This is a genomic window from Methylosinus sp. C49 (assembly GCF_009936375.1).
Taxonomy (GTDB): domain Bacteria; phylum Pseudomonadota; class Alphaproteobacteria; order Rhizobiales; family Beijerinckiaceae; genus Methylosinus.
This window is the reverse complement of the sequence record NZ_AP022334.1, coordinates 93,921-117,237: the sequence shown is the minus strand read 5'-3', so window position 1 is coordinate 117,237 and position 23,317 is coordinate 93,921. Positions and strand designations below refer to the sequence as shown.

Annotated in this window: 24 protein-coding genes; 15 read left to right on the top strand and 9 right to left on the bottom strand. The window is 64.3% G+C overall.

Features of this window, described 5'->3' with window-relative positions; genetic code table 11:
- Window positions 1–53 precede the first annotated feature (53 nt).
- The 7 genes from GYH34_RS20015 (at window position 54) to GYH34_RS19985 (ending at window position 10,433) form a co-directional block, all read left to right on the top strand.
- On the top strand, window positions 54–488 hold the full coding sequence (locus GYH34_RS20015) for a hypothetical protein (protein ID WP_161915358.1): 435 nt from the start codon (window positions 54–56) through the stop codon (window positions 486–488).
- A 217-nt stretch (window positions 489–705) separates the two neighbouring features.
- Entirely contained in the window at window positions 706–1,032 is a 327-nt protein-coding gene (locus GYH34_RS20010) for a hypothetical protein (RefSeq protein WP_161915357.1), read from the top strand.
- 101 nt (window positions 1,033–1,133) lie between these two features.
- Entirely contained in the window at window positions 1,134–6,182 is a 5,049-nt protein-coding gene (locus tag GYH34_RS20005) for a DEAD/DEAH box helicase family protein (protein WP_161915356.1), read from the top strand.
- 56 nt (window positions 6,183–6,238) lie between these two features.
- Window positions 6,239–7,132 (top strand): hypothetical protein, encoded by an 894-nt coding sequence (locus tag GYH34_RS20000; RefSeq protein WP_161915355.1) that lies wholly within the window; start codon window positions 6,239–6,241, stop codon window positions 7,130–7,132.
- Window positions 7,087–7,632: a hypothetical protein gene (locus tag GYH34_RS19995; RefSeq protein WP_161915354.1), complete on the top strand. Its 546-nt coding sequence runs from the start codon at window positions 7,087–7,089 to the stop codon at window positions 7,630–7,632. The genes GYH34_RS20000 and GYH34_RS19995 overlap by 46 nt, the downstream gene beginning before the upstream one ends.
- A gap of 237 nt (window positions 7,633–7,869) precedes the next feature.
- Window positions 7,870–9,693: a ParB N-terminal domain-containing protein gene (locus GYH34_RS19990; protein ID WP_161915353.1), complete on the top strand. Its 1,824-nt coding sequence runs from the start codon at window positions 7,870–7,872 to the stop codon at window positions 9,691–9,693.
- Between the two features lie 332 nt (window positions 9,694–10,025).
- On the top strand, window positions 10,026–10,433 hold the full coding sequence (locus tag GYH34_RS19985; protein WP_161915352.1) for a hypothetical protein: 408 nt from the start codon (window positions 10,026–10,028) through the stop codon (window positions 10,431–10,433).
- Window positions 10,434–10,554: 121 nt separating this feature from the next.
- Here the strand turns inward: GYH34_RS19985 and GYH34_RS19980 are convergent, their stop codons facing one another.
- The 3 genes from GYH34_RS19980 to GYH34_RS22195 form a co-directional block, all read right to left on the bottom strand.
- Complete coding sequence (locus tag GYH34_RS19980) at window positions 10,555–10,905, bottom strand: hypothetical protein (protein WP_161915351.1); 351 nt, start codon at window positions 10,903–10,905, stop codon at window positions 10,555–10,557.
- A 224-nt stretch (window positions 10,906–11,129) separates the two neighbouring features.
- Window positions 11,130–11,468, bottom strand: a complete 339-nt coding sequence (locus GYH34_RS19975; RefSeq protein ID WP_161915350.1) for a hypothetical protein — start codon at window positions 11,466–11,468, stop codon at window positions 11,130–11,132.
- Entirely contained in the window at window positions 11,452–12,138 is a 687-nt protein-coding gene (locus GYH34_RS22195) for a BPSL0067 family protein (RefSeq protein ID WP_256367055.1), read from the bottom strand. Before GYH34_RS22195 ends, GYH34_RS19975 begins: the two co-directional genes overlap by 17 nt.
- A gap of 528 nt (window positions 12,139–12,666) precedes the next feature.
- On the opposite strand from GYH34_RS22195, the gene GYH34_RS19965 reads away from it, so the two are divergent.
- Window positions 12,667–13,089 carry a single-stranded DNA-binding protein gene (locus GYH34_RS19965; RefSeq protein WP_161915349.1) on the top strand — a complete coding sequence of 141 codons (423 nt, stop codon included), beginning with the start codon at window positions 12,667–12,669 and terminating at the stop codon, window positions 13,087–13,089.
- Between the two features lie 70 nt (window positions 13,090–13,159).
- On the opposite strand, the gene GYH34_RS19960 is transcribed toward GYH34_RS19965, so the two are convergent.
- The 3 genes from GYH34_RS19960 to GYH34_RS19950 form a co-directional block, all read right to left on the bottom strand.
- The gene (locus GYH34_RS19960) at window positions 13,160–13,717 is read right to left on the bottom strand and encodes a hypothetical protein (RefSeq protein WP_161915348.1); all 558 of its coding nucleotides are present in this window, start codon (window positions 13,715–13,717) and stop codon (window positions 13,160–13,162) included.
- A 109-nt stretch (window positions 13,718–13,826) separates the two neighbouring features.
- Complete coding sequence (locus GYH34_RS19955) at window positions 13,827–14,066, bottom strand: hypothetical protein (protein ID WP_244635435.1); 240 nt, start codon at window positions 14,064–14,066, stop codon at window positions 13,827–13,829.
- Between the two features lie 96 nt (window positions 14,067–14,162).
- Window positions 14,163–15,467: a MobA/MobL family protein gene (locus tag GYH34_RS19950; protein ID WP_161915346.1), complete on the bottom strand. Its 1,305-nt coding sequence runs from the start codon at window positions 15,465–15,467 to the stop codon at window positions 14,163–14,165.
- 1,121 nt (window positions 15,468–16,588) lie between these two features.
- On the opposite strand from GYH34_RS19950, the gene GYH34_RS19945 reads away from it, so the two are divergent.
- The 6 genes from GYH34_RS19945 (at window position 16,589) to GYH34_RS19920 (ending at window position 19,407) form a co-directional block, all read left to right on the top strand.
- The gene (locus GYH34_RS19945) at window positions 16,589–17,167 is read left to right on the top strand and encodes a hypothetical protein (protein WP_161915345.1); all 579 of its coding nucleotides are present in this window, start codon (window positions 16,589–16,591) and stop codon (window positions 17,165–17,167) included.
- Between the two features lie 182 nt (window positions 17,168–17,349).
- Window positions 17,350–17,619, top strand: a complete 270-nt coding sequence (locus tag GYH34_RS19940) for a hypothetical protein (protein WP_161915344.1) — start codon at window positions 17,350–17,352, stop codon at window positions 17,617–17,619.
- Between the two features lie 345 nt (window positions 17,620–17,964).
- On the top strand, window positions 17,965–18,102 hold the full coding sequence (locus GYH34_RS19935) for a hypothetical protein (protein ID WP_161915343.1): 138 nt from the start codon (window positions 17,965–17,967) through the stop codon (window positions 18,100–18,102).
- A 63-nt stretch (window positions 18,103–18,165) separates the two neighbouring features.
- The gene (locus GYH34_RS19930; protein WP_161915342.1) at window positions 18,166–18,615 is read left to right on the top strand and encodes a hypothetical protein; all 450 of its coding nucleotides are present in this window, start codon (window positions 18,166–18,168) and stop codon (window positions 18,613–18,615) included.
- Between the two features lie 112 nt (window positions 18,616–18,727).
- On the top strand, window positions 18,728–18,907 hold the full coding sequence (locus GYH34_RS19925; RefSeq protein ID WP_161915341.1) for a hypothetical protein: 180 nt from the start codon (window positions 18,728–18,730) through the stop codon (window positions 18,905–18,907).
- A 50-nt stretch (window positions 18,908–18,957) separates the two neighbouring features.
- Window positions 18,958–19,407 (top strand): DUF4326 domain-containing protein, encoded by a 450-nt coding sequence (locus GYH34_RS19920; protein ID WP_161915340.1) that lies wholly within the window; start codon window positions 18,958–18,960, stop codon window positions 19,405–19,407.
- A gap of 94 nt (window positions 19,408–19,501) precedes the next feature.
- Here the strand turns inward: GYH34_RS19920 and GYH34_RS19915 are convergent, their stop codons facing one another.
- The 3 genes from GYH34_RS19915 to GYH34_RS19905 are packed head-to-tail and all read right to left on the bottom strand — an operon-like array spanning window position 19,502 to window position 21,821.
- The gene (locus tag GYH34_RS19915) at window positions 19,502–20,191 is read right to left on the bottom strand and encodes a hypothetical protein (protein WP_161915339.1); all 690 of its coding nucleotides are present in this window, start codon (window positions 20,189–20,191) and stop codon (window positions 19,502–19,504) included.
- A gap of 2 nt (window positions 20,192–20,193) precedes the next feature.
- On the bottom strand, window positions 20,194–21,213 hold the full coding sequence (locus GYH34_RS19910) for a hypothetical protein (RefSeq protein ID WP_161915338.1): 1,020 nt from the start codon (window positions 21,211–21,213) through the stop codon (window positions 20,194–20,196).
- Entirely contained in the window at window positions 21,132–21,821 is a 690-nt protein-coding gene (locus GYH34_RS19905; protein WP_161915337.1) for a hypothetical protein, read from the bottom strand. The genes GYH34_RS19910 and GYH34_RS19905 overlap by 82 nt, the downstream gene beginning before the upstream one ends.
- Before the next feature lie 445 nt (window positions 21,822–22,266).
- Here GYH34_RS19905 and GYH34_RS19900 point away from each other — a divergent pair, with 445 nt between their 5' ends.
- The gene (locus GYH34_RS19900) at window positions 22,267–23,310 is read left to right on the top strand and encodes a Rha family transcriptional regulator (protein WP_161915336.1); all 1,044 of its coding nucleotides are present in this window, start codon (window positions 22,267–22,269) and stop codon (window positions 23,308–23,310) included.
- The last annotated feature ends 7 nt before the right edge of the window (window positions 23,311–23,317 follow it).

Genomic DNA, 23,317 nt, shown 5'->3' with positions numbered 1-23,317 from the left:
CCGACCTCCCATTTTTCACAATCCCTTTCTCGCCTCGCAGAGGAGACATCGACATGTCCCGCTCCTACACCCATTTTTCCTGCGTTCTTCCACTCGGCCGTTCCGAATTCGTCCCACCCGCTCTCGCTCTCTATGAGCAATATGCGGACGAGCTCGACGCCAGATATGAACGCATCTGCTTCACGGTGAAAGCCAGCGACGCCGATAGGGGTTGTCTTCGTATCGTCTCCGGCGACGACGGCGATCCCGAACAAGTGATCGCATTCGTTCAGCGCTGTGCGAGGACGTTCGGACTGACGGGCTTATGGGGCTTCCATTGGAGTCAGGGCTGCGTGTTCCCCTCGTTCGGCGCCTTCGGCGGTGCGGCGTGCCTGCTCGATCTCGGCGAGCAGCGCATCGTCGACAGGATCGACTGTCGGCGCTGGCTCTCGGAACGTATCGAGCGCGACATGAGACCGGCGGCTCGACTCGTTCGGCACCATTCGTGATGCTGCACAATTCGTAGGTCCGAAGAAAAGAAATCCAAAAAAGAAGAAGCAAAAAAGAGTGGCTACCGCGAACGAACGGCCGCCGCAAAGGGTGGGTCGCTCCGGCCGCTTCGCTGGGCCGGATCGATCCCGGCGCACGAGGCGCCGCCTTTGCCCCAGCCGTTCGTCCTCGGTGCGTGATCGGGGTCTTCGAGAAGAAGATCGAGAGGAGACTCCGATGCAACAGAGCAGCACGACTGAATCCGAAAATCGCGACGGCGCGACTGCGGCGACTTTAAGTCTCGGCGCCTTCGACCACGACGCCGCGCGCCGCGACGGCTGGGTCATATCCGATTGCGGAAATTATCGCGACAACGCGCCTCGCATCGAGCTGCAGAAGTTCGACAATCCGGAGCAGGGTCCGCCGAAATTTCGCGACGACAGAGAGGCCTGGTCCCATGTCGTCGCGCGTGCGCGCGCCGGCTCCTCGCTTCACATTCGAGCGCTCGATCTCGTCGACCGCCGCGAGCGCGTCGCTATCGAAGCCGCCTTCGGACCCTGGTGAGTCCCCCGCGCCCCTACCCTTCGAACATTCGTCCCACTGCCAATGCCCGGCCGCCCATCGCGCGCCGGGCTTTTTCGTGCTCGCCGAAAGGATTTCTCGCCATGGCCAAGGACAGTAATCAGCTGACGCTTTCTCTGTTCGATTCCACCAGCCTCGCCGGCGGCTTGACGCTCGACGGCGGAAGTTTTCGTCCCTCGACCGATCGCCCCGAAGAAGACGAAACGCCGGCCGTCGCGGCGGCGCCTGCCATTCCCGCGCAGGACTTCGTGCTGCGCGGCGACCGCCAGCTCGCTCACGGCTGGAAAGCCCGCGCCGCCGACAATCTCGCCGCCATCCGGCTCGCCCTCGAAATCGAGGCTGAAAAGCGGAATGCGACTTCGGAGGAGCAGGACGTCCTGAGCCGCTTCGTCGGCTTCGGCGCGCGCGACCTTGCTGATATGATGTTCCGCCGCGCCGGCGAGACCTTCACTGAGGGCTGGGAGGATCTCGGCGAGGAGCTGGAGCGGCTCGTCCCGCGCGAAGAGCTGGCGAGCCTCGCCCGCGCCACTCAATATGCCCATTACACGCCGGAATTCGTCATCCGCGCCATCTGGCGCGCGGTCCAGCGCATGGGCTTTTCCGGCGGCGCGATCCTGGAGCCCGGATGCGGGACAGGCCTGTTCTTTGCCCTCATGCCGGAAGCGCTCGTTGGCAAATCGAGCCTCACCGGCGTCGAGATGGACGCCACCACCGCGCGGATCGCATCGCAGCTGTCTCCGAACGCCTGGATCCGGCGCGAAGACTTCACCAAAGCGCGCCTCACCGAGAACTTCGACCTCGTCATCGGCAATCCGCCGTTCAGCGACCGGCGCGCTCGTCTCGACGGAGCCGAGCGCCTCGACTTTTCGCTGCATGATTATTTCATCGCGCGGTCGATCGAGCGGCTGAGGCCGGGCGGCCTCGCCGCCTTCGTCACCAGCCGCTGGACCATGGACAAGGTGGACGACAAGGCGCGCGCCCATATTGCAGGCATGGCCGATCTCGTCGGCGCGATCCGGCTCCCCGAGGGCGCCATGAACGCCGCCGCCGGAACCGACGTCGTCGTCGACGTCCTGTTCCTGCAAAGGCGCGCCCCCGACCAGGAGCCCGGCGGCGCGGCATGGGATGGCCTCGCCGAAGCGGTCCCCGCCGAGGATGGCGAGGAGGCTCTCTCGATCAATCGCTATTTTCTCGATCATCCAGAGATGGTCATGGGGCTCCATGCGCGGACCAGCAGCGCCTATGGCCCGACCTACACCTGCCTGCGAAAGGACCGCGCCGCGCTCGACGAGCAAATCGACGCCGCCGTCTCGCGCCTGCCGCGCGGAATCCATCAGCCGAGCGAGCGATCGGCTGCGACCGCGCCGAGCCGCCCCGCCCTTCACGTCGGGACGGCGGCGGAAGGCGCGACGATCAAGGAGGGCAGCTTCGTCATCGTCGACGACGCGCTGATGCAGGTCATCGACGGCGCGCCGCGTAAGATCGAGGTCCGCGGGGGCAAAGGAACCGAAGGCATTCCCGCAAAGCACGCCCGCATCATTCGCACGCTCATTCCGATCCGCGACGCCATTCGCGAGGTCCTGCGCGCCCAGGAGGCCAATGAGCCCTGGGGTCCGGCCCAGACGCGCCTGCGCATCGCCTACAACAGCTTCCTCCGCAATTTCGGTGCGATCAATCTCACCACCATCAGCGAGACGACCGATCCGAAGACCGGCGAGGCGCAGCGTCGCCCCAATCTCCAGCCCTTCCTCGACGACCCCGACGTCTGGCTCGTCGCCTCGATCGAAGATTACGACGTCGAGACCGGAGAGGCGAAGAAGGGGCCGATCTTCTCGGAGCGCGTGCTGCATCCGCCGGCGACGCCGACGATCGAGAGCGCGGCCGACGCCCTCGCCGTCACCTTGCACGAGCTCGGCCATGTCGATATCGACCGCATCGCCGATCTCCTCGGCCGCGCGCGCGACGAAACCCTCGCCGAGCTCGGCGATCGCGTCTTCCTCGATCCTCAGACCACGATCGAGGGCTTCGAAAGCTGGCAGACCGCCGACGCCTATCTGTCCGGCCCGGTGCGCACCAAGCTCGCCGCCGCGATCGCCGCGGCCGAGCGAGATCCGCGCTATCGGCGCAATGTCGAGGCGCTCGGCCCGGTCCAGCCCGAGGATCTGAAGCCCTCGGATATTTCCGCGCGGCTCGGCGCGCCATGGATCCCGACCGCCGATGTCGCCGCCTTCGTCGCCGAGGTCATCGGCGTGAAGGCCTCGATCCGCCACACGGTCGAGATCGCCTCCTGGACCGTCGAGCTCTCCGCCTTCTCCGGCCGCGCCGAGGCGACCTCCGAATGGGGCACCGCGCGCCGCAACGCGGGCCTGCTGCTCGGCGATGCCCTCAATTCCTCGATCCCGCAAATCTACGACGTCTGGAAGGAGGACGGCCGAGAACGGCGGGAGCTGAACGCCGCCGAGACGGAGGCGGCCAAGGAGAAGCTCGCCAAGATCAAGACCGCCTTCGAGCGCTGGGTCTGGACCAATGTCGAGCGGGCCGAGCGTCTCACCCGCATCTACAACGACCAATTCAACAATCTGGTCCCGCGGCATTTCGACGGAGGCCATCTCCAGCTTCCCGGCGCGAGCAGCGTCATCAAATTCTACGACCACCAGAAGCGCGCCATCTGGCGCATCATCAGCGCCGGCAAGACCTATATCGCCCATTCGGTCGGCGCCGGAAAGACCTTCACGATCGCCGCCGCCATCATGGAGCAGAAACGGCTCGGCCTCGTCGCCAAGGCGATGCTGGTCGTTCCCGGCCATTGCCTGGCGCAGGCCAGCCGCGAATTCCTCCTGCTCTATCCGAACGCCCGCATTCTGGTCGCCGACGAGACGAATTTCTCCAAGGACAAGCGTCAGCGGTTTTTGGCCCGCGCCGCCACGGCGCAGTGGGACTGCATCATCATCACCCACAGCGCCTTCAAATTCGTGCCGGCGCCCGCCGCCTTCGAGCAGGCGCTCATTCAGACCCACCTCGCCAGCTACTCCGAATTGCTGGAGAAGATCGACGGCGACGACCGCATCTCGCGCAAGCGCATCGAACGGATGAAGGAGGGGCTCGAAGCTAAGCTCGAAGCTTTGCAGAGCCGCAAGGACGATCTTCTGACCATTGGCGAGATGGGCGTCGACCAGCTCATCGTCGACGAGGCGCAGGAGTTCCGCAAGCTCTCCTTCGCCACCAATATGACGAGCCTGAAGGGCGTCGACCCCGACGGCTCGCAGCGCGCCTGGGACCTCTTCGTCAAATCCCGCTTCGTCGATGGGAAGAACCCCGGCCGGGCTCTGCTCCTCGCCTCGGGCACGCCGATCACCAACACGCTCGGCGAGATGTTCACTTTGCAGCGCTTCATGCAGCCGGAGACCCTCGAAGAGCGGGGCATTCACGAGTTCGACGCCTGGGCCGCGACCTTCGGCGAGACTCGGACCGAGCTCGAGCTGCAGCCGTCCGGCCTCTATAAGCCCGTCACCCGTTTCTCGGAATTCGTCAATGTGGCCGACCTCATGGCCATGTATCGCTCGGTTGCCGATGTCGTGCTCAAATCGGACCTGCGCCATTATCTGCGTCTGCCGAGCATCAAGGGCGGCAAGCGCCAGATCGTCACGGCGGAGCCGACCGCCGCCTTCAAGGCCTATCAGAAAATCCTTGCCCAGCGCATCGCCGTCATCGAGCAGCGCAAGAGCAAACCCGAGAAGGGCGACGACATTCTCCTCTCCGTCATCACCGACGGCCGTCATGCAGCCATCGATCTGCGCTTCGTGCTCCCCGGCCACGCCAATGAGGACGGCAACAAGCTCAACGCCCTGATCGACAATGTCTATTCGATCTGGCGTGAGACGGCGGACCGCCGCTACACGCGGGCCGACGGCGTCCCCTATCTCCTGCCGGGCGCGGCGCAGATGATCTTCTCCGATCTCGGCACGCTCAATGTCGAGGCGACGCGCGGCTTCTCGGCCTATCGCTGGATCAAGTCGCGCCTCGTCGCGCTCGGTGTCCCCGCCGAGCAGATCGCCTTCATGCAGGACTACAAGAAGTCGAGCGCTAAGCAGCGCCTGTTCCAGGACATCAACGCCGGCAAGACCCGCATCGTCATCGGATCGTCCGACACGATGGGCACCGGCGTCAACGCTCAGCGCCGCCTGGTCGCTCTCCATCACCTCGACGTGCCCTGGCTTCCCTCGCAGATCGAGCAGCGCGAAGGCCGCATCGAGCGCCAGGGCAACGAGAATGAGGAGATCGAGCTCTACGCCTACGCCACCAAGGGCAGCGTCGACGCCACGGGCTGGCAATTGCTCGAACGGAAGGCCCGCTTCATCGAAATGGCCATGTCCGGCGACCGCAGCATTCGCCGGCTGGAGGACGCCGGATCGCAGGTCAATCAATTCGCCATGGCGAAGGCCATTGCATCGGGCGACCCGAGGCTCATGCAGAAGGCCGGACTCGAAGCCGAGATCGCTCGGCTGGAGCGCCTGCGCGACGCCCATTTCGACGATCAATACGCCGTCCGCCGCACGATCTCCTCGACCGAGGCCTCGCTCCGTCACGCCGAAAAGCGGATCGGCGAGATCGAGCAGGACATCGCCACGCGCATCCCGACCCGCGGCGACGCGTTCCGAATGGAGGTCGAGGGCCATCGCTTCGTCGAACGCAAGGACGCCGGCGCCGCCCTGCTCAGAGGAATCCGAGCCAGGGAGTTCGAAGGCAAGGGCGGCGACTGGCGCGTGGCCAACATCGGCGGCTTCGATTTGGCTGTAACGGCGAGATCCGTCGAGCGCCAGAAGCTCGCCGAGGTCGAGCTGACGATTCAGCGCGCCGGCCGGCATATGGAGATCGAATATTCGCACGATCTGACGCCGCTCGGCGTCATCTCCCGCCTCGAATATGCGCTCAGCCGTTTCGAGGTGGAGCTGGCCGAGCAGAAGCGCACCATGCAGGACGCCGCCGAACGCCTCCCAGCCTATCGCCGGCGCCTCGACGAAGCTTTCGCCTACGAAGACGAGCTCGATGCGAAGCGCGACGAGCTGTCGGCGCTCGACGCGTCGCTCGCAGCGAATGACGACGGAAACGCCGAGGCCAGCTCCGCGGCCTGACGCGCAGCTCTTGGTCGCGCTTCGATCACATCCGCAATTGTCGAAAGGAAAATCCCGTGACGCTTCTCGCTCACGCCTCTTCTCGCGCGTTTCGCGCCTCTTTGGGGTGCGATCCGATCATCGTCGCTTACGGAGCCGGCGTCGACAGCACGGCGATGCTGATCGGCCTGCGCAACCACAAGGTCACGCCGAATCTGATCCTCTTCGCCGACACCGGGTCGGAAAAGCCCGAAACAAAAGCCTATCTCGGCGTCATCGGCGCGTGGCTCGCCGCCAATGCGTTTCCGCCCATCACCATCGTCCGCCGGCGAAGCCCGCGCGCGGGCGATGTTTCATTGCACGACGAATGCTTGCGCAAAAGCATTCTTCCGTCGCTCGCTTACGGCGGCCATTCCTGCTCCCTGAAGTGGAAAGTGGACCCCCAATGGGCGTTCACGCGCGATCACTTGGGTTGGGATCGGCGCCTGCGCCGATGGAGACATGGGCCATACGTCACGAAGCTTATCGGATATGACGCCGGACCTGCCGACGCCAAGCGCATCGCCAAGGCCTCTGGCAAATGGCCGCCGGGCCATCGCTACCGCTATCCGCTCGCCGAATCGGGCTGGACGCGCGAAATCTGCGAACGCGTCATTGCCGACGAAGGCCTGCCGACCCCCCTGAAATCTTCCTGCTTCATGTGCCCTGCCTCGAAGAAGCACGAGGTCGACTGGCTCGCAGCGACGCATCCCGAGCTGGCGGCGATCTCGATCGAGATGGAGCGGCGCGCGCACCGTCGCGGTCTCACGACCACTCGCGGGCTCGGGCGGCGCTGGTCCTGGTCCGAGCACCTCGGCGCCGGCGATCCGAAGGAGCCTGCATCGCCGCTCATCGCTTCCGCCCCGTTCCAATCAGGAGACCTTCGATGCTCCCGCCCGCAATCATTCGATCTCTCCGAACGCCACAACTGACCGCCGCCGACTTCACCTCGACGAAGTTTTATACGGCCGAGGACAAGGCCTGGTTCGCGAACGCGCTGCTTAAATTCCTCGCCGACGATTGTCCGAGGAGCGGCTTCATCGATCGACTTTATGTCCGCCTCTCCAACAGCTTTGGGCATATCGCTCACTACGACAAGCATCAATTCTTCGAGCACTTCTTTCCCGATTCTGAAAGAAGGATCGCGTTCCTCGAAGAAACGCTGCAGTGGCCCTGTTGCGGTTCCGCGGAATTTACATTTTGCGACGTCGAGATGCTCGTTCAATCGAGGATAACGATGGTGAACCTTCTCGCGATCGTCAAGGCGCAGCGCGACAGTGACGTCGCTCGTCGAGAGCGCGGATTGCTCGAGCGTCTGAAAGCCAAATACGAACCAAGCCTCCGACCGGATACTCGCTCCGATCTGACCGCGCCGGCGACAGCGCCGACAGCGGTCCTTCGCCAAGGCTCACTGTTCGATTTCTCCGAATGAACGACGCGCCTCCTCGCGCCGATAGGAGAGAAGCCGCCAGCCCCGAGCGGAACGAGCACGAAAATCGAGAAGAAGAAAAAGAGCGATTTGCCCCATTCGCGGCCGCCGCCGCAAGAGTTCGTCGCTGAGCTCCCGCGCGTGCCGCGCGCTCTTGCCCCGCCGTCCGCGATCGGGGCGTTCGATCCTCGTCTTCGAAAGGAAGATCGGCAATCCGAATTGAAAGAGGAGATCATCATCATGGCACAGCCTAACATCGATGTGCGCTCTCACGAGCCCGATTCCAACAATCACAGCCACGCCGCTCCCGGCGAGCAGACCGATCGACAAATCGTCGCCGACGTCGAGGCGAAAGGCGGCGCCGATATCGCCACCGCGCCGGGGCATGGCCGCGTCCGCCTGGAGCTACGCCACGTTGATCCGCGCTCTCTCAAGCCCAATCCCAACAATCCCCGTCGGACCGCCCCCGGCGAGCACGCCGATCGGCAAATGATCGCCAATATCAAGGCCACCGGCATTACGCAGCCGCCCGTGGTGCGTCCGGACGGCGACGATCTCGTCATCGTCGCGGGCCACGGGCGCGTGCGCGCGGCCATCGGAGCAGGCTTCTCCGAAATCATCGTTCTCGTCCGCGGCCCCGACGACGGCGCCGACAATCTTCGCTCGCTCTCCGAGAACGTCGTTCGCGCACAGATGGGGCCGGTCGACCAATGGCGCACGATCGAAGCGCTCATTTCCGATAATTGGACGGAAGAGGCGATCGGCGACGCCCTCGCCCTGCCCGTGCGGACGATCAAGAAATTGCGCCTGCTCGCGAACATCCATCCGGCGATTCTCGACCAGATCGCCAAGGGCGACATGCCGCAGGAGAGCCACCTGCGCACCATCGCCGCCGCCGGCGCCGACGAGCAGGCGTCCATCTGGAAGAAGCACAAGCCGAAGAAGGGCCAAGAGACGGTCATTTGGCACGAAGTCGCTCGCGCGCTGACCAAGCGACGTCTCTACGCCAAGATCGCGAAGTTCGGCCCCGACGAAGAGCAGGCTTTCGGCATCGTGTGGGAGGACGACCTGTTCGAGCAGGGTGATCAGGACAACCGCTACACCACCCAGGTCGAGGCGTTCTTCGCCGCGCAGGCCGCATGGGTCGAAGCGAATCTCCCGAAAAATGGGATCGTTCTCCAAATCGACGAATACGGCCAGGGCAAGCTGCCGCCGAAGGCCGAGCGGGTCTGGGGACAGCCGAGAAAGAGCGACATGATCGGCCATTTCGTCGACACCCGCGACGGATCGGTGAAGGAAATCGTCTTCCGCATGCCCAAGGCGGAGCCGAAGAAGGGAAAGACTGCCACCCCCGGCGGCGCCTCCGAGACGCTCGCCGAGCCCGCTCGCACCCGCCCCGAGATCACGCAAAAAGGTCTCGCGATCATCGGCGATTTCCGCACCGACGCCCTCGTCAGAGCGCTCGCGGAAAACGAGATCGACGATTTCACGCTTCTCGGTCTGCTCGTCGTTGCCTTCGCCGCCGACAATGTCGATGTGAAAGCCAGCGGCTATTCCTCGCGCCTGCGTCGAGGCCTGGCGCATCGACTCGCCAATGAGGGCCGCATCACCCAAGACGCCGCCCTCGTTCGGAAGGCCGCTCGCGACATGCTCGCCCATGTTCTCAACTGCCGCCCCGGCTATCATTCGAGCGGCGTCGCCGCCCGCCTCGTCGGAGACGCGATCGGCGCGGACGCGCATCTCCCGAATATGGCGACGGACGATTTTCTGTCGTCGCTTTCGAAGACCGCGCTCGAAAAGGCCGCCGCGGCGCACTCCGTGCTGCCGCGTCCCCGCGCCAAGGAGACGCGCGCCGCTCTCATCGAGCAGGTCTCCGGGGGAACCTACGTTCTTCCCGCCGCGCGCTTCGCCCTCTCCGAGGAGGAGATCGCGAGCGAGATTGCCCGGGCGACCGAAGGCGTCGAGGACGACGATGGAAATGTCGACGGTCCCGATCCCGAGATCGGCGGCTCCGACGAGGACCCCGATCCCGAAGAGGATCACCAATCGGAGGAATTCGCCTGAGAGCGGCGATGGCGCGGCCGGCTCGACGCCGGCCGTGTCCAAGGGGAGCCAGTCGCCGAGGATGGGAGGTCCGACCATGTACGCGTTTCAATTCCAGGATGGGAGCTGGCGCATCGACTCCCTGACCAATAGCCGATCGCCCCGTCCTCAGCCGAGGACGGAAGCCTACGAACTCTATGAAGCGTCCTACCTCGACCGCCGCGACGCGAATGTGGCGATCCAACGAATTCGGGCGCTCGTCGGCGTTAGGGGCGCTTTCAAAGACGGTTCCGTTCTCCGCGTCGCCGCCTGGGCGGACTGACGCAACACGCCTTCTGCTTTGGAGATCCGAAATGATTCGACGGTATTATGCACAGCGCCGTCAAGGCGGCGATAATCCGAAGGGCGTCGGCGTGATCGCCGTCGGTTCCATCTACTATCTGCAGAATGACTCATATTGGCGCGACCGATATCGCGGCGCGCCGATGTGCCGTAATCCTTGGATCGTTCTCGCGTTCTTGAACGGTGTCGTCGCCGCCTCTCGCCGCAGCGTCGCCACCGGCAAATGGGAGGACGTCTTTGTGAGCGGCCGCTCCGATGTCGCTCTCGTGCGGTCCCTCCGTGACGGGCGCATTCGCAATATCGCGGTGCGCACCCTGATCCTTCACGACGATCTCGGCATGTGCAAGCAAGCGACCAAATATCCGTCTCTGCCGCGGTTGTCTGAGCGCAAGTTACGGCTTCGACCCATCGCCGCGTAATGGGTTATGTCCGGCATTGGCGCCCGCGACGAAAATCGGACGCAGATGGCGCCGGAGTGTGTCGAGACTGCGCTCGCTCGCAGCGCCACTCTCCGCTTGCGAGGGTAAGGTGCTCCCGCGTTCATTCATCGCTTAGAAAGCTCAAGCGCGGCGCCGTCCGCTCCTGTTGCGACAGATTCATGCCGGCGACCTGGGATTCCGAAGCTTCGCTTCGCTCCCTCGCACTTCTCTCGAACAGTCGCGCCAAATCGTCGCTCACGCGCGAAGCCGAATGAGTCATCGGCGCGTTGGACACGCGCTCTCGAATGGCGCTCGAACCGTCCAACAGAAGCACGACAGTGCCGGCGACAGCGCCTCCCAGCGCGCCCGCTCCGATCCCTATCGTAATGGCGTCGGCAAAGAATGCGACCAGTGCATTCGAAGCCCGATTTGCGTTCGGATGAATCTGCGGCGACGATGATTCTCTATTCATGAAGGCCTCCCGAATTGCAGGCGGCCGTTCAAACGTCGTCCGCATTGCAATGTTGCGGTCCACTTGCGCGAATAGGGAGTCAGCCGTTCGAGGAAAGTTTTGCTCGATCGAAAAAGCGTCCGCTCGCCACGAAAAAGTTCGCGCGACCGGGGAATGCGTCGTATTTCCCGGTCGCGATCCGCATCATCGTTCGCCGGGGGAACGCCCGGCTACACTGCTGGCTCTCACTTACAATTGACTATGAGCCCGGGCTTCAACACACAGGCGTCGGTTCCATTGGGAAGGAGCAGAGTCTCCTGCTTGCCATCCTTGTATCGGCACACCAATCTCAGCGGGGCATGGACTTTTCTCAGATTGTACCAGCCCTGCTCGATCAAGTCATCCGGCCATCGACCTCCAGGCTTGAAACGCTCCGTATCCGGCGTCATCGACGCAGGCGGATCGAAATTCCCTTCGATGAGCGTGATCCCCGACAGCCCGGCCTTGCACAATGACGCTGCGTGCGCCTGGTGGCTAAACAGGAGCGCGAGACCAACCGCGAGCGGCTTAGTGAGATACGACATAGAATTGGCTCCCTGATTCATACTGGTTGCTCGTTGTCCAAGGGATCGTTCGATAGTGCGCCGGTTGACCGCTCCACTGATCCATCACTTGAATGCCTTGGTCGTTCTGGCCAAGGTATATCGCAGTGTGGCTTTGGCCCGGCGTATTCGTGTAGGTTCCATCTTCGCCGAATGTCGCGATCACGGTCCCCGTTGCAATGTCGCTGGCACCCTGAACTTGTTCTCCGGGAACCCAGGTCGATGTGAGGCCGACATCCGACGTCGCCTGCGCCAGCGCGACGCACTGTCCGCTTCCGACGCTCTGGCCATTGTAGTGACTGTAGTCGGTCGCGATCGTGCCGGGGCCGATTCCACCGTCGCCGTTATAGCCGTGGCCTCCGCCATTCCCTCCTCCGCCTCCGTTCCCGCCACCCGTCTCCGACCCGCCGGTCGGATAGCTGAAATTCGGCGCTCCTTTCTCGCGATAGGTCGGGATAACCGCAGCGGGCAATCCGCGTTCGACGACGGGAGTCGGATCGGCGCTTGCCGGCGCCTTCCCCAAGAGCGGCCATCCAGCGATCGCCGCCAGCGCCGCCACGATCAATCGGCATGAGTCGACGCGCCGATCGCGCCGCTCACCGTTTCCTCCACCGCCGTCGCGCGGAGGGGACACATTCATCTTTCGCAACATGAGACCTCCTTTTGCAGAAGGCTCTCAACATTGCTCGCAACAGTGCGAATGTGAAATTCCTGTCAACCACGAAATCATCGTCGCGAATCTTTCGGCTGCGTTTCGTCGATGCGCTTTTGGCGATCTTCGATAGCGAAGGGCTCCCGGTAGCGGAGACCGGTCGTCGCCCCTGCAGGCGCTCCGCGGCCTCGTCCTCCCGCGTGCGCTTGGGCGATCGTAGATTTTAAAAAAAGAGAGGAATGAAGAATCGAAATCGAGCGCGAAGCCGTAAAGCCCGATTGCACGTCGGCCTTCTACAGCCGTCGTCGAGTCCTTCGGCTCCAGGCGCCACAGAATTTTCCCCTGTCCGCGCCGCCTCGCCTCCAACGGCGGGGCGGCGCAGACATTCCTCGCGCCACAAAATTCAGCGTCTCCAGGAGCTCAGCGCTGAAGCTCGACCTCCGTCCTTGCGGCCGGAGGCTCCGGATCGCCTTTCCGGCTGTTCGTGAACGCCGTGCATCGAGCTGCGGCCCCGCTCGGAGAAGAGACATGAAAAACATAGCAGAGTTTCAGCTCATCGGACGCGTCGGCGTGATCAAGAAGGTCGGCTCCACCACGCATGTGACCAGCGCGTCCAACTACTCCTACAAGGACGAGGGCGGAGAGTGGCGGGACGACCCGCACTGGAATGAGGTGGTCGTCTTCTCCACCTCGATCGTTCGACACATCGAAAAACATATCGGCAAAGGCGACCTCGTTCACGCACGCGGCCGCGTCCGCCAGAACAGCTATGAGCGCGACGATGGCGAGCGCGTCTTCACCGTCGATCTCATCTGCAACGATTTTTCGCGCCTCGCGCAAGCCGCCGAAAATCGCGACAGCGAGCACCGCGACGCCGATGCGCGGGACGACTCCTTCGGGCGCCGGCAAAGGACCGCGTCTGCCGGTCCGGGTGACGCCATTCCCTATTGATAGATCGGCCGCAGGGAAGGCTCGACGCCTTTCCTCGTCTCTATTTTTGTGCGCCCTGGTCGCGAGCGCTTCAACGATTCGACTCCCTCGCCGCGAGCTCGTCGTCGCACATCGCGAGTGCTTCCGCGTGCAAGTCGAACGGCGCCCAGGTCTCGCCGCGCTTCGCGATCTCGATCGCGCGCGACGCGCCCGCCGCGCGCTGACACGCCACATGCGCGTCGACCAGCAGTCGCGCGGCGTAGAAGGTCTGCGCCGAGGCCCGTTCGCTGAGGGGCGTCAGCCAATAGGCGCCTTCCGACTGCGCCTCGACCACCAGGCGCTGCGTCTTCACTGCGGCCAGCGAGGCGTCATGCGCGTCGCGGCACAGCGACACCGCGCGTTCGACGATCGGCTGCAGCAGGAGGTCGAGCTCCGCCCGCCGCTGCGCGCCAGGCTCGCGACACACCGTAACGGTGATGAATTCCGTCATTTTTCGATCGGCCGCGTCGCGAACGTCATCGATGTCGTCGTCGAATCCGAACGACTCGATCACCAAGGAGACTTCTCGCGAATCCGGTGCGATATCGCGCACGAGCTCTATCGACGGTTTTGCCCGCCGCTCGATCGGAAAGCGCACGACATTCGTCATGCCGGGCGTCAATTCGCTGCGCGTGGCCACTCTCCGGTCGCTGATCGTTTCATCAAATCAGACGCAGAGTTGAGATGCAACGACAACTTATTGAATATAAGAGGACAAGTCACACGGCGGCGACTTTTCTCCGCGTCGACGCCGCGCTCGTTTTCTCCCGCGACGTGGCCGCGCTCGGATCGTAGCGGAAATACCGCCCGCCGTTCGCGCCCTCGAATGACGCGCCATCCTGCGAACGTCGCAACTGAAATTCCATGATCGTTCCAGGAACCGCCACGATCATCGTGCGCGCGTTCGACTCCACCACCTCGACCTCGAGCGGTTCTCGCGGGCGATCGACATCGGTCAATTTAATGCGGGCGTTCATCGATGCTTCTCTCCAAATGCCTATTCTTGCACTGACAATGGCCTCCGATCGACGGATGTGTATCCGGCTCGACAGGCGTCAACCGCTCACGGCCGTCATTTCTTCCGGGCTTAGTCCGGTCGCGCCGCCGTCGATTTCGACAAGTTGGATCCCGTCGATCAACACCAGCTTCGCCCGCGCCGCGCGCGTCGCACGCAACATCCATTCCTTCTGCCGCGCGCTCAAGCCTTTGGCGTCATTCACGACCAGCACGTCCGTCGCCGCCAGCCGATCCTGCTTCTTCTTCCACCGCCCGAGAAGGCCGTGAACACCGACGCTCTTGATGCCCGATCGCTTCTCGAACGCCTTCGCGGTCTCATATGTCAAGCCCACTCCACGAAGCCGCAGGCCCGCGCGCTCCCATTGCGCGATCGCCTCCTCCAGCGAGCGGCTCGTCTCCGTCGCGCTCACCTCGCCTAAGGCGTCGGAACCACTCATGGATTCATCATTTCTGCATTGCACGGTCGCTGCGAGGCTGCGCGTGCTGAAACTCTCGCCGCCGGCGAGCCGCACCAGCTCGACCGAACATTCGACGCGCGCCAGCGCCGTTTCGAATTGCTCTTTGCCTGCAGTGTGCTTGCTCACGAATGCGATCATCTCGCGGCGCGAGAAGCTGGCGCTCGCATGGGTCAACGCCCTCAGCGCCAGCTCGGGTTCACCGAGCAGGCGCTCGCCGTTGCGCCACGCGATTTCCAGATTTTCCGCGCGCCGCTCGATCCCTTCGTCTTCGAAAAAAGGTTCCAGCGCGCGCCCACGAACCGCATCCGCTCCGGCGCGAATCAACTGGCCGCAGCCCGCGGCGATCAGATATTTGTTGGACAGAAGCGTCCAGCGCTCGCGCCACTTCGACAAGAGCTTGGCGTCTTTCCAATCCGTCCGCTTCTTTCCGAAGCCTTCCTCGACGATCTCCCGCATCGAGAAGAGCCCCTGCACATAGGACCGTTCGACGCCGTCCGCCCCCGCCGCGCGATGAATGTTCAGATCGACAATGATCCCCCTTTCGACGAATTGTTCGTTGAAGAATTCGCACGCGAGCGCGACGCCGTCCTCTCTCGACAGTTGGGACGGAATCGCGATCTCCACCTCCCGCGCAACCTGCGCGTCGTCGCGCTTTTCGACCGCCTCGACCTCGTTCCATAAGATTGCGCGATCCGACCACTCGGGCCGCGCGCCTGCGGGAAGCAAGATTTCCGAATGCTCGGCGTCGGTGAGGGTAGAAAAATCCGCGACCGTCTCCCGCCGCGAATCGCGCAGCCGTGACCGCGAGCAATAGGCCGCCGCGACCACTGCGTTTCGCCCGATGGACCGGCTCACCGTGATGACATTGAGATAGAAGATCGCCATTTCGCAGTCCTCGCCGCGCGTCGCTCCAGCCCATGCCGGAATTCCGACGCGCCGCCGACAGGCTCCGCGAAATTTGCGCGAATGTTGAAATCGAATTTGGCGCGAACTGATCCGACGCGCGAACAATCCTTAGCCTTCCAAAGGTCTTGCGCAGTTTGCGGTTTTCAGAACGAAGATTCGCGTCCCTCACTATGAAGAGGCAGGCGTGCGGAGAGGCGGGCGCCTTTCGATCCCGCCGCTCGGGCCGGGCGCTCAGCGGGCGTCGGATTTGTGCTCGCCGCAATCTCGCGGCGCCGTGGGCAGCCAATCCCGCCGTTGGGATCGGCGAGACGGCTCCCCGGCAGGCGGCGGGCGTAGCCCTGCATGGCTCGGCGCGAAGGCGAGCGCAGGCCAAGGGTCTCTCGCACGGCGGGCGCGCCCTCGTCGCTGTCGATGGCGAGCGCGCTGTCGGGGTGAAAGCCTCGTCGCTGTCTCCGAGAAAGCTGGACCCCGGCAGTGCGCGCCTCGGTCGGTCCGACGCGCCGATGTGCTGGGTCGGCCGTCTCGTCGAGCGCCGTGGGCGGTCCGGTTGCAGAGCGCGTCATGGGCCGCGGGCGGTCGTCGGGCAATCGAGGCCGAGGCCGCGGCAGTCGACGGTTCGTCGCGCGCGTCGGCAGTCGTCGGCGCGCTCCGGTCGATCGATGGTCGGCGGGATGCGTCTCGCAGTCGCGGCGTTCGGAGAGCGCGCTCGGTCGCGAAGATCGCGTGATTTCTCTGGGGGAGTTTCGCCATGCGAGCCCGATGCGTCGGTTTGCCCCCTCGGTTGTGTGCGTCCCTAAGCCTGGCCGACCGTGCCCGCAACGGCAGACGCCAATTTTTTTCCGCCGATGCCGGGGCGCTCTTTTCGTGTCCGGCGCAAGCGCCGGCCTCTTTCCTTCGCCCCGGACATCTTTGCATCGCCAAGCAAAAAAATTGGCGTCTTGCCGTCCTCCGCTTTGCTACGGCCCTCCGCCGCCGCCCGATGGGCGCCGGCTGCGGGTGCAGGCCCGCTCTCTAGGCCAGGCTTTCAGGGATCGCACCGAGGGGAACAAACCGGCATCGGGCCGGCGAAACCCCCGGCCCAGAAAATCAGGATCACGATCATGACCAAGCGTCCCCAAACGTCCGCTGCGAAACGCAATAAGCCCGCTCGTCCCCAGATCTCCCTCGAGAGCGCGCGCCTCCTCTGCCCCGACGACGCGATCGCGACGAACGTCGCCGCAGCCTTTGCCCTCTCCGTGCCCGACTTCTCCGGCATCCGCGAGGCCCACGACACGCTGCTCCGCAAGACCTGGACCGCCTTCGACGAAGCGCTCAACGAGACCGCCACCAAAATGCACTTTCAGCGCGTCGTCGGAACCTACGTCGCTTCCGCCCAGGGAGCCGGGCGCTTCTACTCCGAAAAGCTGACGGAGGCCCGGTCCCTCACCAGCAAGCTCGCCAACGACCCCCGCGACGAGGATCGCGACGCCCCCGCCGGCTTCGAGTCCAAGGCCCAGCGCGCTCGCCAGTTCGCCGCCGATCTCGCCATGCAGGCCTACGCCCTCCTCGCCGCCGCCGAGGGAGCCGTCGAAGCCTATCTCGCAATCACCGGCGAGGATTGGAAGCCCTACGTCGCCCACAGCGAGACCGAAAGCGTCGAGCGCAAGTCCGCCGCCGCCGAAATGGGAGCCTTCGGCTGAGCCAGAGTGGCGGGGATCGAAAGGTCCCCGCCCCCCGCATCCGCGAGCTCGAAAGGGGCGACGCGAAATCCTAAACGAACCGCTCTGAGCGCTGGGACCTCCCGGTCCCAGCGCTCAGAGCTCGCCCTCTTGCCCAGCTCCACCCCTTCTTCTATCTCAACTCCTATGATAGGATTTCCCCTATGAGCGCCTCAGCCATCCTCAAACTCCAGGCCTCCGGCTTCTCCGTCGACCAGGTTTCGGCCCTCGCCGAATTGATCGACACCCAAGCCGCGACCAAAGTCGATGTCGAGGCCGCAAAACACGACCTCGAGCTTAAAATCGCCGACGTCAAAACCTCCCTGCAGGCCGATAGCGCCGACACCAAAGCCGACGTCCGCGTCCTCAAATGGATGATGGGTTTCCTGCTCGCCTTCCAGCTCCTCATCGTCGGGAAGCTCTTCATCCACTGATCCCCTTGGGCGAATTCCGATAATTCGGAACCGCGCTCTACTCGCGCCGAAGGCGGCGCTCGCCGAGCCGTCGCGAGCGACGTCTCGGCCTTCGGTGACGATCGCTTTCGCGCGCGCCGGCCGTCACCGCGAATAATCACCGCATTCCAAGAGCCTGACGACGTTTTTTCCTCAACGCGCTCCCGCGCGCGGATGCGTTTCCGCGCATGCCTCCGCATGCCCTTTTCAGAGCGAAGCTGCGCTTCCCTCACAAAGACGAAATCTCTTTCCCGGCCGACGCCGGGACTCCGCCCGGCCTCGGCCGTTTCTCTGGCGCACCCAGCGTCGCCGTCAAGAACGCTCGCCATGCTCGCCGCCGCTCAGGGCGCCATCGACGCCTACCTCGAAATCACCGGCGAGGATTGGAAGCCCTATGTCGCGCGGCGCGAAAGCGAGACCGTCGAGCGCAAGTCCGCCGCCGCCGAAATGGGAGCCTTCGGCTGAAGCCGCCGGGCGCGGAGCGAAAGCGCCCCGCCTCCCTCTCTCGCGAACTCGATGGAGAACGACATGTTCGACTTCACCAAGCTCCGCCGCCCGAACGCCGCCGAGCAGCGCGAGCAGGAACAGCGCCGCCGCGCCGACGCCATCGCCGCCGACCACACAAGTCGCCTGCTGCGATCCCGCGACGCCCTCCGCCTCACCCTCACCGATCACCCGGACGCCCGCTTCACCATCGCCGGCGATTGCGCCGTCCATCTCTATGGCGACCAGCCGAACGGCCGCGAGGCCCGCGCCGTCTGGTACGCCCCCGACCATATGAGCCGCGACGAATTCGACACGATCGTCGCCGGATATGCGATCGGCGCAACGCTCGACCTGCGCGGCTATTGGAAACCGTTCACTGGCAAATCGGGAACGAGCTTCACCTTCGTCGCCCAATTCGTGCAAGCCGCAGATCGCGCCGAGCCCGCAGCGCGAAAATCGCCCGACGCCGAAATCGCCGCCTTCGATCCTTGACGATAGACCTGCGGGAGCCTTGAGGCTTCCGCATTTTAGTGACCTATCAACTCGACAACGAGAGCGACGCACGTAGTTCGCCGCTCACCTCGCCACCACGAAAGTCATCGCTATGCCTCTCTCCCGCCGGCCCATCGCCCGCCCGATCAACCAGGCTGCCCGCGCCCTGCGCCGTCGCGCCGCCAACGCCGGCGCCGAGATCGCTCTCGACGCCCGCCCCAAAATCGTCGCGCCGAAAAAAGGCAAGGCCTCCTATCGCCGCGCCAGACGGAAGCCTCCCGATCCCGAATGACCGAGCGCCCTCAGTGCTTCGGATTCGCCACTCTGACAGGAGAAATGCGAATGAACGCCCTCGATTCCCGACTCGCCGCCCCCGATCGAGACGCCTCCCCCGCGGCCGCCGCACGGGACCAAATCCGAGAGAGCGCTCCTTCGGGGAGCGTCCGCCTCGGCAACAAGAGCAAGGGCGCCGCCGCCAAGCCGCACCCCGGCGAAGCCGTCGTCGATATCGACAGATGCAATCCGATCCTCGGCAATCCCTTCATTCTCCAAAATCATCGCGACGACGCCCGCCGTGCCGAAGTCATCGCGCTCTATAAGAAGAAATACGACGCCGACCTCGCGCGCAGCGGGCCGATGGCCGCCGCGACCGAACAACTCGCCGAGCGCGTGCGCGCCGGCGAGCGCCTCATCCTCATGTGCTGGTGTCACGGCGCTCCGCTCGACAAGCCGTGTCACGGCGATCTCATCAAGTCCCAAATCGAGAGAATCCTCGCCTTCACATGCGATTGAATCGCGCCTGCGAAGCCGCCGGCCGAAAAAAAGAAAGGGGCAGACGCGCGTCGCGCATCTGCCCCTGATCCGTCTCAGAGCCGCCGGCTCGGCCTCAGCCCGAAAACGGCCACCACGTCAGCCATCGACGCTTCAGCTCATCCGGCAAATCTCGCCACTCCCGCGGAGCCAGCGTCTCCAGCTTGCACACCCAGTCGCCCGTCGGCTGGCCCTGTATCGCCACCCGCATCGGCGTCTTCGCACAACGCGCCAGCGATTGCAGCGCCGGCTCGTCCTGCAACACGCGAATCTGATAGCCGGACCAGAAGCTCACACACAGCAGCGCCACCGCCGCCGCGCTCATCTTCATCGCGAAAATGCGCGTGCGCCGACGAGAGATATTGTCCTCCGCCAACACCAGCCATCGCTGCGACTCGCTCACCAGATTCTTCACCAAGTCCTTGCAGACATTGGTGACGATCGTCTCCTGAACAACTTCCGCCTGCCGGATCGTCAGGGCCGCCAGCCGATTCGCTTCACGAAGCCGAACGATCTCCGCATCCGTCGTGCTCTGCGCGCCACGAACGATTTCCCGCATTTCGGTCACCGATCCGGCGACCAGCGACCCGAGCGCCCGCAGCGCCGCCAGGAACACTGCGATGAATCGGCCCTCGGGATGGTTCGTCCGAACGCCCCAGCCGTGAGCCGCCTGCTCGACGTCGCGGATCGCTCCTTCGAGCCGATCCGTAATCGCCGCCGTCTCGGGCGCTCGCGCGCCGCTCGTTCGATTGGTGTGATCCAACATGATCATGCCTCCTTCGCCGCGGGCGTCCATGCGAGCGGAATCCCGCCCAACGCCTCGGGCAGCTCCTCCTCCAAGAAAATCTCCGTCCGAGCCCGATCGAACAGCGACAGCAGCTCCTCGTCGCCCTCGAACCTCCCATCCGCAGCGTCGCGGAACGAGATCCCCAGATCCATGATCTCCGACATGCACGGAAGCGCCGGCATGGTGATCACCACCGCGCCCTTCGAAACCGCGTCACGAACGGCGCTATCCGTCATGATCTCCGCAAACGACTGATCGACCGACTGACCCGACTGCACGAGGCCCCCGTTTAAAACGATGAGCGTCGCCTCGGGCATGAACACATCCGCCGCCGCCATGTGGCGCAGATAATCAAGATCGGCCTTCTCCGGCCCGACGACATGTACCGCCACCGGCCGAATGCCCATGCGTTTCAGCAATCGAACCAGACGCGTCTCCTGAGCCAGCTTCAGCACGGTCGAATCGCCGCCGGGAAAGTCGATCAGGGCGTGAAATCGCGCCCGGCTCTGGTCCTGAATACGATCCTCCAGCCAGCGCTTTCGGTCCTCGAAGGTGCTCCCGGGGCGCGGTTCGAGCGCATCCATATGAAAACGCGAGAGGCTGTGCGTCTCGTTTTGCTGGTCCGCGTTCCAGACCTGCAGCTGTCCGCCGGCCGACCGATAGTATTGAATGAGCGTCGTCGCCGTCGCCGTCTTCCCGACTCGACCCCGGCCCAGCATCATGATCAGCACCGGAAGCGCGGCGCCCTCGCCCGTCTTCGGCGCGCCGGCGACCGCGGTTCCCGTGTCCTCGATTTGATTTTCGACCTTCGCCATCGTGATAATCTCCGCTTCTCGACCGCCGCCGTCTCGGCCGGGCCGACGCCGCAAACGTCGGCCGACCGTGTGCGAATATGAATTCGAATTTTTTTGTCCCTTCGTCATGGTCGCCTCGCCGTTTCGAACTCGACCAGAATCACCTCGTCCGCGAGGACGAGCAGTCCCTGCGCTACGCCCGTCCATTTGTCCGCTCGGCGCGCCTGCATCCCGCTCCACGCCATGGTCAGTTCGATCGCGCGCGGCGTCAGACGCCCGTCCTCCCCGGTCTCGCTCATGTGTGTGCGAATGTCCGCCTCGGCCGCGACACGCTGCTGCACCGCCCGCTGCGGCTCGATCGGATGTCGCACCAGCCCCTCGCGAAGGCCCGGCGCGCCCGCCTTCGGCAGGGCGAGCGCCCGACCGCCCCCGGCGCTGCTCGCGACCGAGCTCGCCGCGCCATTCGTCGCGACCATCGGCCGTAAGTCCACCGGCTGCCGTGACGGGTAGGTCTTTCGTACCTCGGCGGCCGCCGCCCGCGCCGCCTCGCTCGCTCTGGTCGCTTCGTCGCGCCGCTGCTTTTCGCGCCGCGCCCGGAACCAGGTCTTTCGGGCGTTCGCCTCCGACACCGGCTTGCCAGTCGTGTCGCCCATTCCCATCGCCGCGAATTCCGCGCACAAACTCCGCCAGTCCATCCGTGTTCCGCACGACGCCTCAGCGATCCGATCGTGGTTTTCGAGCATCCACCAGAACAGCGCGGATCGATTCGCCGGCCGGGCGATCAGCCCGAGAACCCGTTCCGTCTTTTTCTGCATCGCGCTCTGACCCCCGCGGCTTGCAAATTCGCTCTTGACGGGTCACCGTGAGACGCGTCTGCGCGAATGAGAAGCCGCGCGTGCCGCGCTCCGGCCGCCATCGCGGCCCGCTTCTTGCTGACGCCCCCGCCGAGCGGGACGTTTCCGCGACGCCTCCGAGACAGAACCGGGACACCAGCGGGACAGCAAAAATCTCCGGGAATGGACCATTGCACCGTTGGTGCCGGACGCCCCTTCGGGGCGCTCAGAGCCGAACCGGCGAACATCACACGCAAGGCGCGCTGATGCGCAGGAAAATGCGCAAAAGTTGAATTCGAAGGGGCCGCCGGCGTGGAATTCGGCGTGCGCGGCGCGGGCCGATGAATTTTTTTGAGCGGCCACTTGCGCGAATTTCCGACCGACACGGCGCTTCATATTCGCGCACATCACTCGCAAGCTGATTCTCGTGGCGCCCGGGCAAAGCCCCCGGCGCAGCACGGCTGTTCGGAAAACAGCTGTTATTTCAAATGCGGAGTTGAAGATGTCAGATCATCAAAACCATGAAGCCGGCGGTTCCGCGCAGAACCTGCCGATCGAAAGTCTCGTCTCCATCATGGATGGAGCCGTCCTCGCGGACAGTCGCCAGGTCGCGGATGTGTTCGGCAAAAGGCATGATCATGTCTTGCGCGATATCGATGATCTTCTCCATTCCCCAAAATTGGGGGATGTACAGAAACAATGGTTTAAGGAGAATTCGCTCGCTCACCCGACTGTGCCGGGTCGCGCCATTCGCTCCTTCGCCATGACCCGAGACGGCTTTACGCTTCTCGCATTCGGCTTCACGGGCGACGAAGCGTTGGGGTGGAAAATAAAATATATCGACGCGTTCAACGCCCTGGAGACCGAGCTCGGCCTCCAGCGCGCCGTCGGCTCCGAGGAGCGCGAGCCGGCCCCGGCGGAATTCCTCGAGCACTGCCGCCGACGCTTCAAGGATATCTTCTCCGGCGATTTCATCAGCCCGGACTATCTGCTCAAAATCCTGTTCGTCGGAAATATCCCCTACACCGGCGATAAGCGCTTCCCGCTGCTCGCGAAAGAATCCTGCGAGGCGCTCGGGATCGGCAATAAGGACGCCGCCCTCGGGCGTCTTCCCGCGCTGGCCAAAGGGTTCGTCACGGTCGATTTCGGCGGTGGGCCGACCGCGCGTGAAGCAATCACGGAGGCGGCTCTCTATGCGCTCGCGTTCGATCGTCGCCAGCTCAACGCTGCATGGCCCGCCGGCCCCGGCGGTCTCTTTCCCTACGACATTGCTGCGCGCAGTGACGCAGTCGCCCTCAGCTATCAGATCAAGACGCTCGAGAGCTACTTCCGCTCCTTCCGAGATTCGATCTCGCCCGGAGCGGGTCTCGATGAAATACCGGCGTTCCACAATTTCGAACGGGTGATCTCGAGCGCCGCCCAAGCCGCGGACCAGCAGCTCACCGTCGGCTTGCCGCGCCGAGGACATTGATCTTTCG

Bases quoted from the DNA above. Each gene is read 5' to 3' on its own strand.
- GYH34_RS20015 (WP_161915358.1), top strand. From the start codon at position 54: ATGTCCCGCTCCTACACCCATTTTTCCTGCGTTCTTCCACTCGGCCGT.
- GYH34_RS20010 (WP_161915357.1), top strand. From the start codon at position 706: ATGCAACAGAGCAGCACGACTGAATCCGAAAATCGCGACGGCGCGACT.
- GYH34_RS20005 (WP_161915356.1), top strand. From the start codon at position 1,134: ATGGCCAAGGACAGTAATCAGCTGACGCTTTCTCTGTTCGATTCCACC.
- GYH34_RS19995 (WP_161915354.1), top strand. From the start codon at position 7,087: ATGCTCCCGCCCGCAATCATTCGATCTCTCCGAACGCCACAACTGACC.
- GYH34_RS19990 (WP_161915353.1), top strand. From the start codon at position 7,870: ATGGCACAGCCTAACATCGATGTGCGCTCTCACGAGCCCGATTCCAAC.
- GYH34_RS19985 (WP_161915352.1), top strand. From the start codon at position 10,026: ATGATTCGACGGTATTATGCACAGCGCCGTCAAGGCGGCGATAATCCG.
- GYH34_RS19980 (WP_161915351.1), bottom strand. From the start codon at position 10,905: ATGAATAGAGAATCATCGTCGCCGCAGATTCATCCGAACGCAAATCGG.
- GYH34_RS19975 (WP_161915350.1), bottom strand. From the start codon at position 11,468: ATGTCGTATCTCACTAAGCCGCTCGCGGTTGGTCTCGCGCTCCTGTTT.
- GYH34_RS22195 (WP_256367055.1), bottom strand. From the start codon at position 12,138: ATGTTGCGAAAGATGAATGTGTCCCCTCCGCGCGACGGCGGTGGAGGA.
- GYH34_RS19965 (WP_161915349.1), top strand. From the start codon at position 12,667: ATGAAAAACATAGCAGAGTTTCAGCTCATCGGACGCGTCGGCGTGATC.
- GYH34_RS19960 (WP_161915348.1), bottom strand. From the start codon at position 13,717: ATGACGAATGTCGTGCGCTTTCCGATCGAGCGGCGGGCAAAACCGTCG.
- GYH34_RS19950 (WP_161915346.1), bottom strand. From the start codon at position 15,467: ATGGCGATCTTCTATCTCAATGTCATCACGGTGAGCCGGTCCATCGGG.
- GYH34_RS19945 (WP_161915345.1), top strand. From the start codon at position 16,589: ATGACCAAGCGTCCCCAAACGTCCGCTGCGAAACGCAATAAGCCCGCT.
- GYH34_RS19940 (WP_161915344.1), top strand. From the start codon at position 17,350: ATGAGCGCCTCAGCCATCCTCAAACTCCAGGCCTCCGGCTTCTCCGTC.
- GYH34_RS19935 (WP_161915343.1), top strand. From the start codon at position 17,965: ATGCTCGCCGCCGCTCAGGGCGCCATCGACGCCTACCTCGAAATCACC.
- GYH34_RS19930 (WP_161915342.1), top strand. From the start codon at position 18,166: ATGTTCGACTTCACCAAGCTCCGCCGCCCGAACGCCGCCGAGCAGCGC.
- GYH34_RS19925 (WP_161915341.1), top strand. From the start codon at position 18,728: ATGCCTCTCTCCCGCCGGCCCATCGCCCGCCCGATCAACCAGGCTGCC.
- GYH34_RS19920 (WP_161915340.1), top strand. From the start codon at position 18,958: ATGAACGCCCTCGATTCCCGACTCGCCGCCCCCGATCGAGACGCCTCC.
- GYH34_RS19915 (WP_161915339.1), bottom strand. From the start codon at position 20,191: ATGTTGGATCACACCAATCGAACGAGCGGCGCGCGAGCGCCCGAGACG.
- GYH34_RS19910 (WP_161915338.1), bottom strand. From the start codon at position 21,213: ATGGACGGGCGTAGCGCAGGGACTGCTCGTCCTCGCGGACGAGGTGAT.
- GYH34_RS19905 (WP_161915337.1), bottom strand. From the start codon at position 21,821: ATGCAGAAAAAGACGGAACGGGTTCTCGGGCTGATCGCCCGGCCGGCG.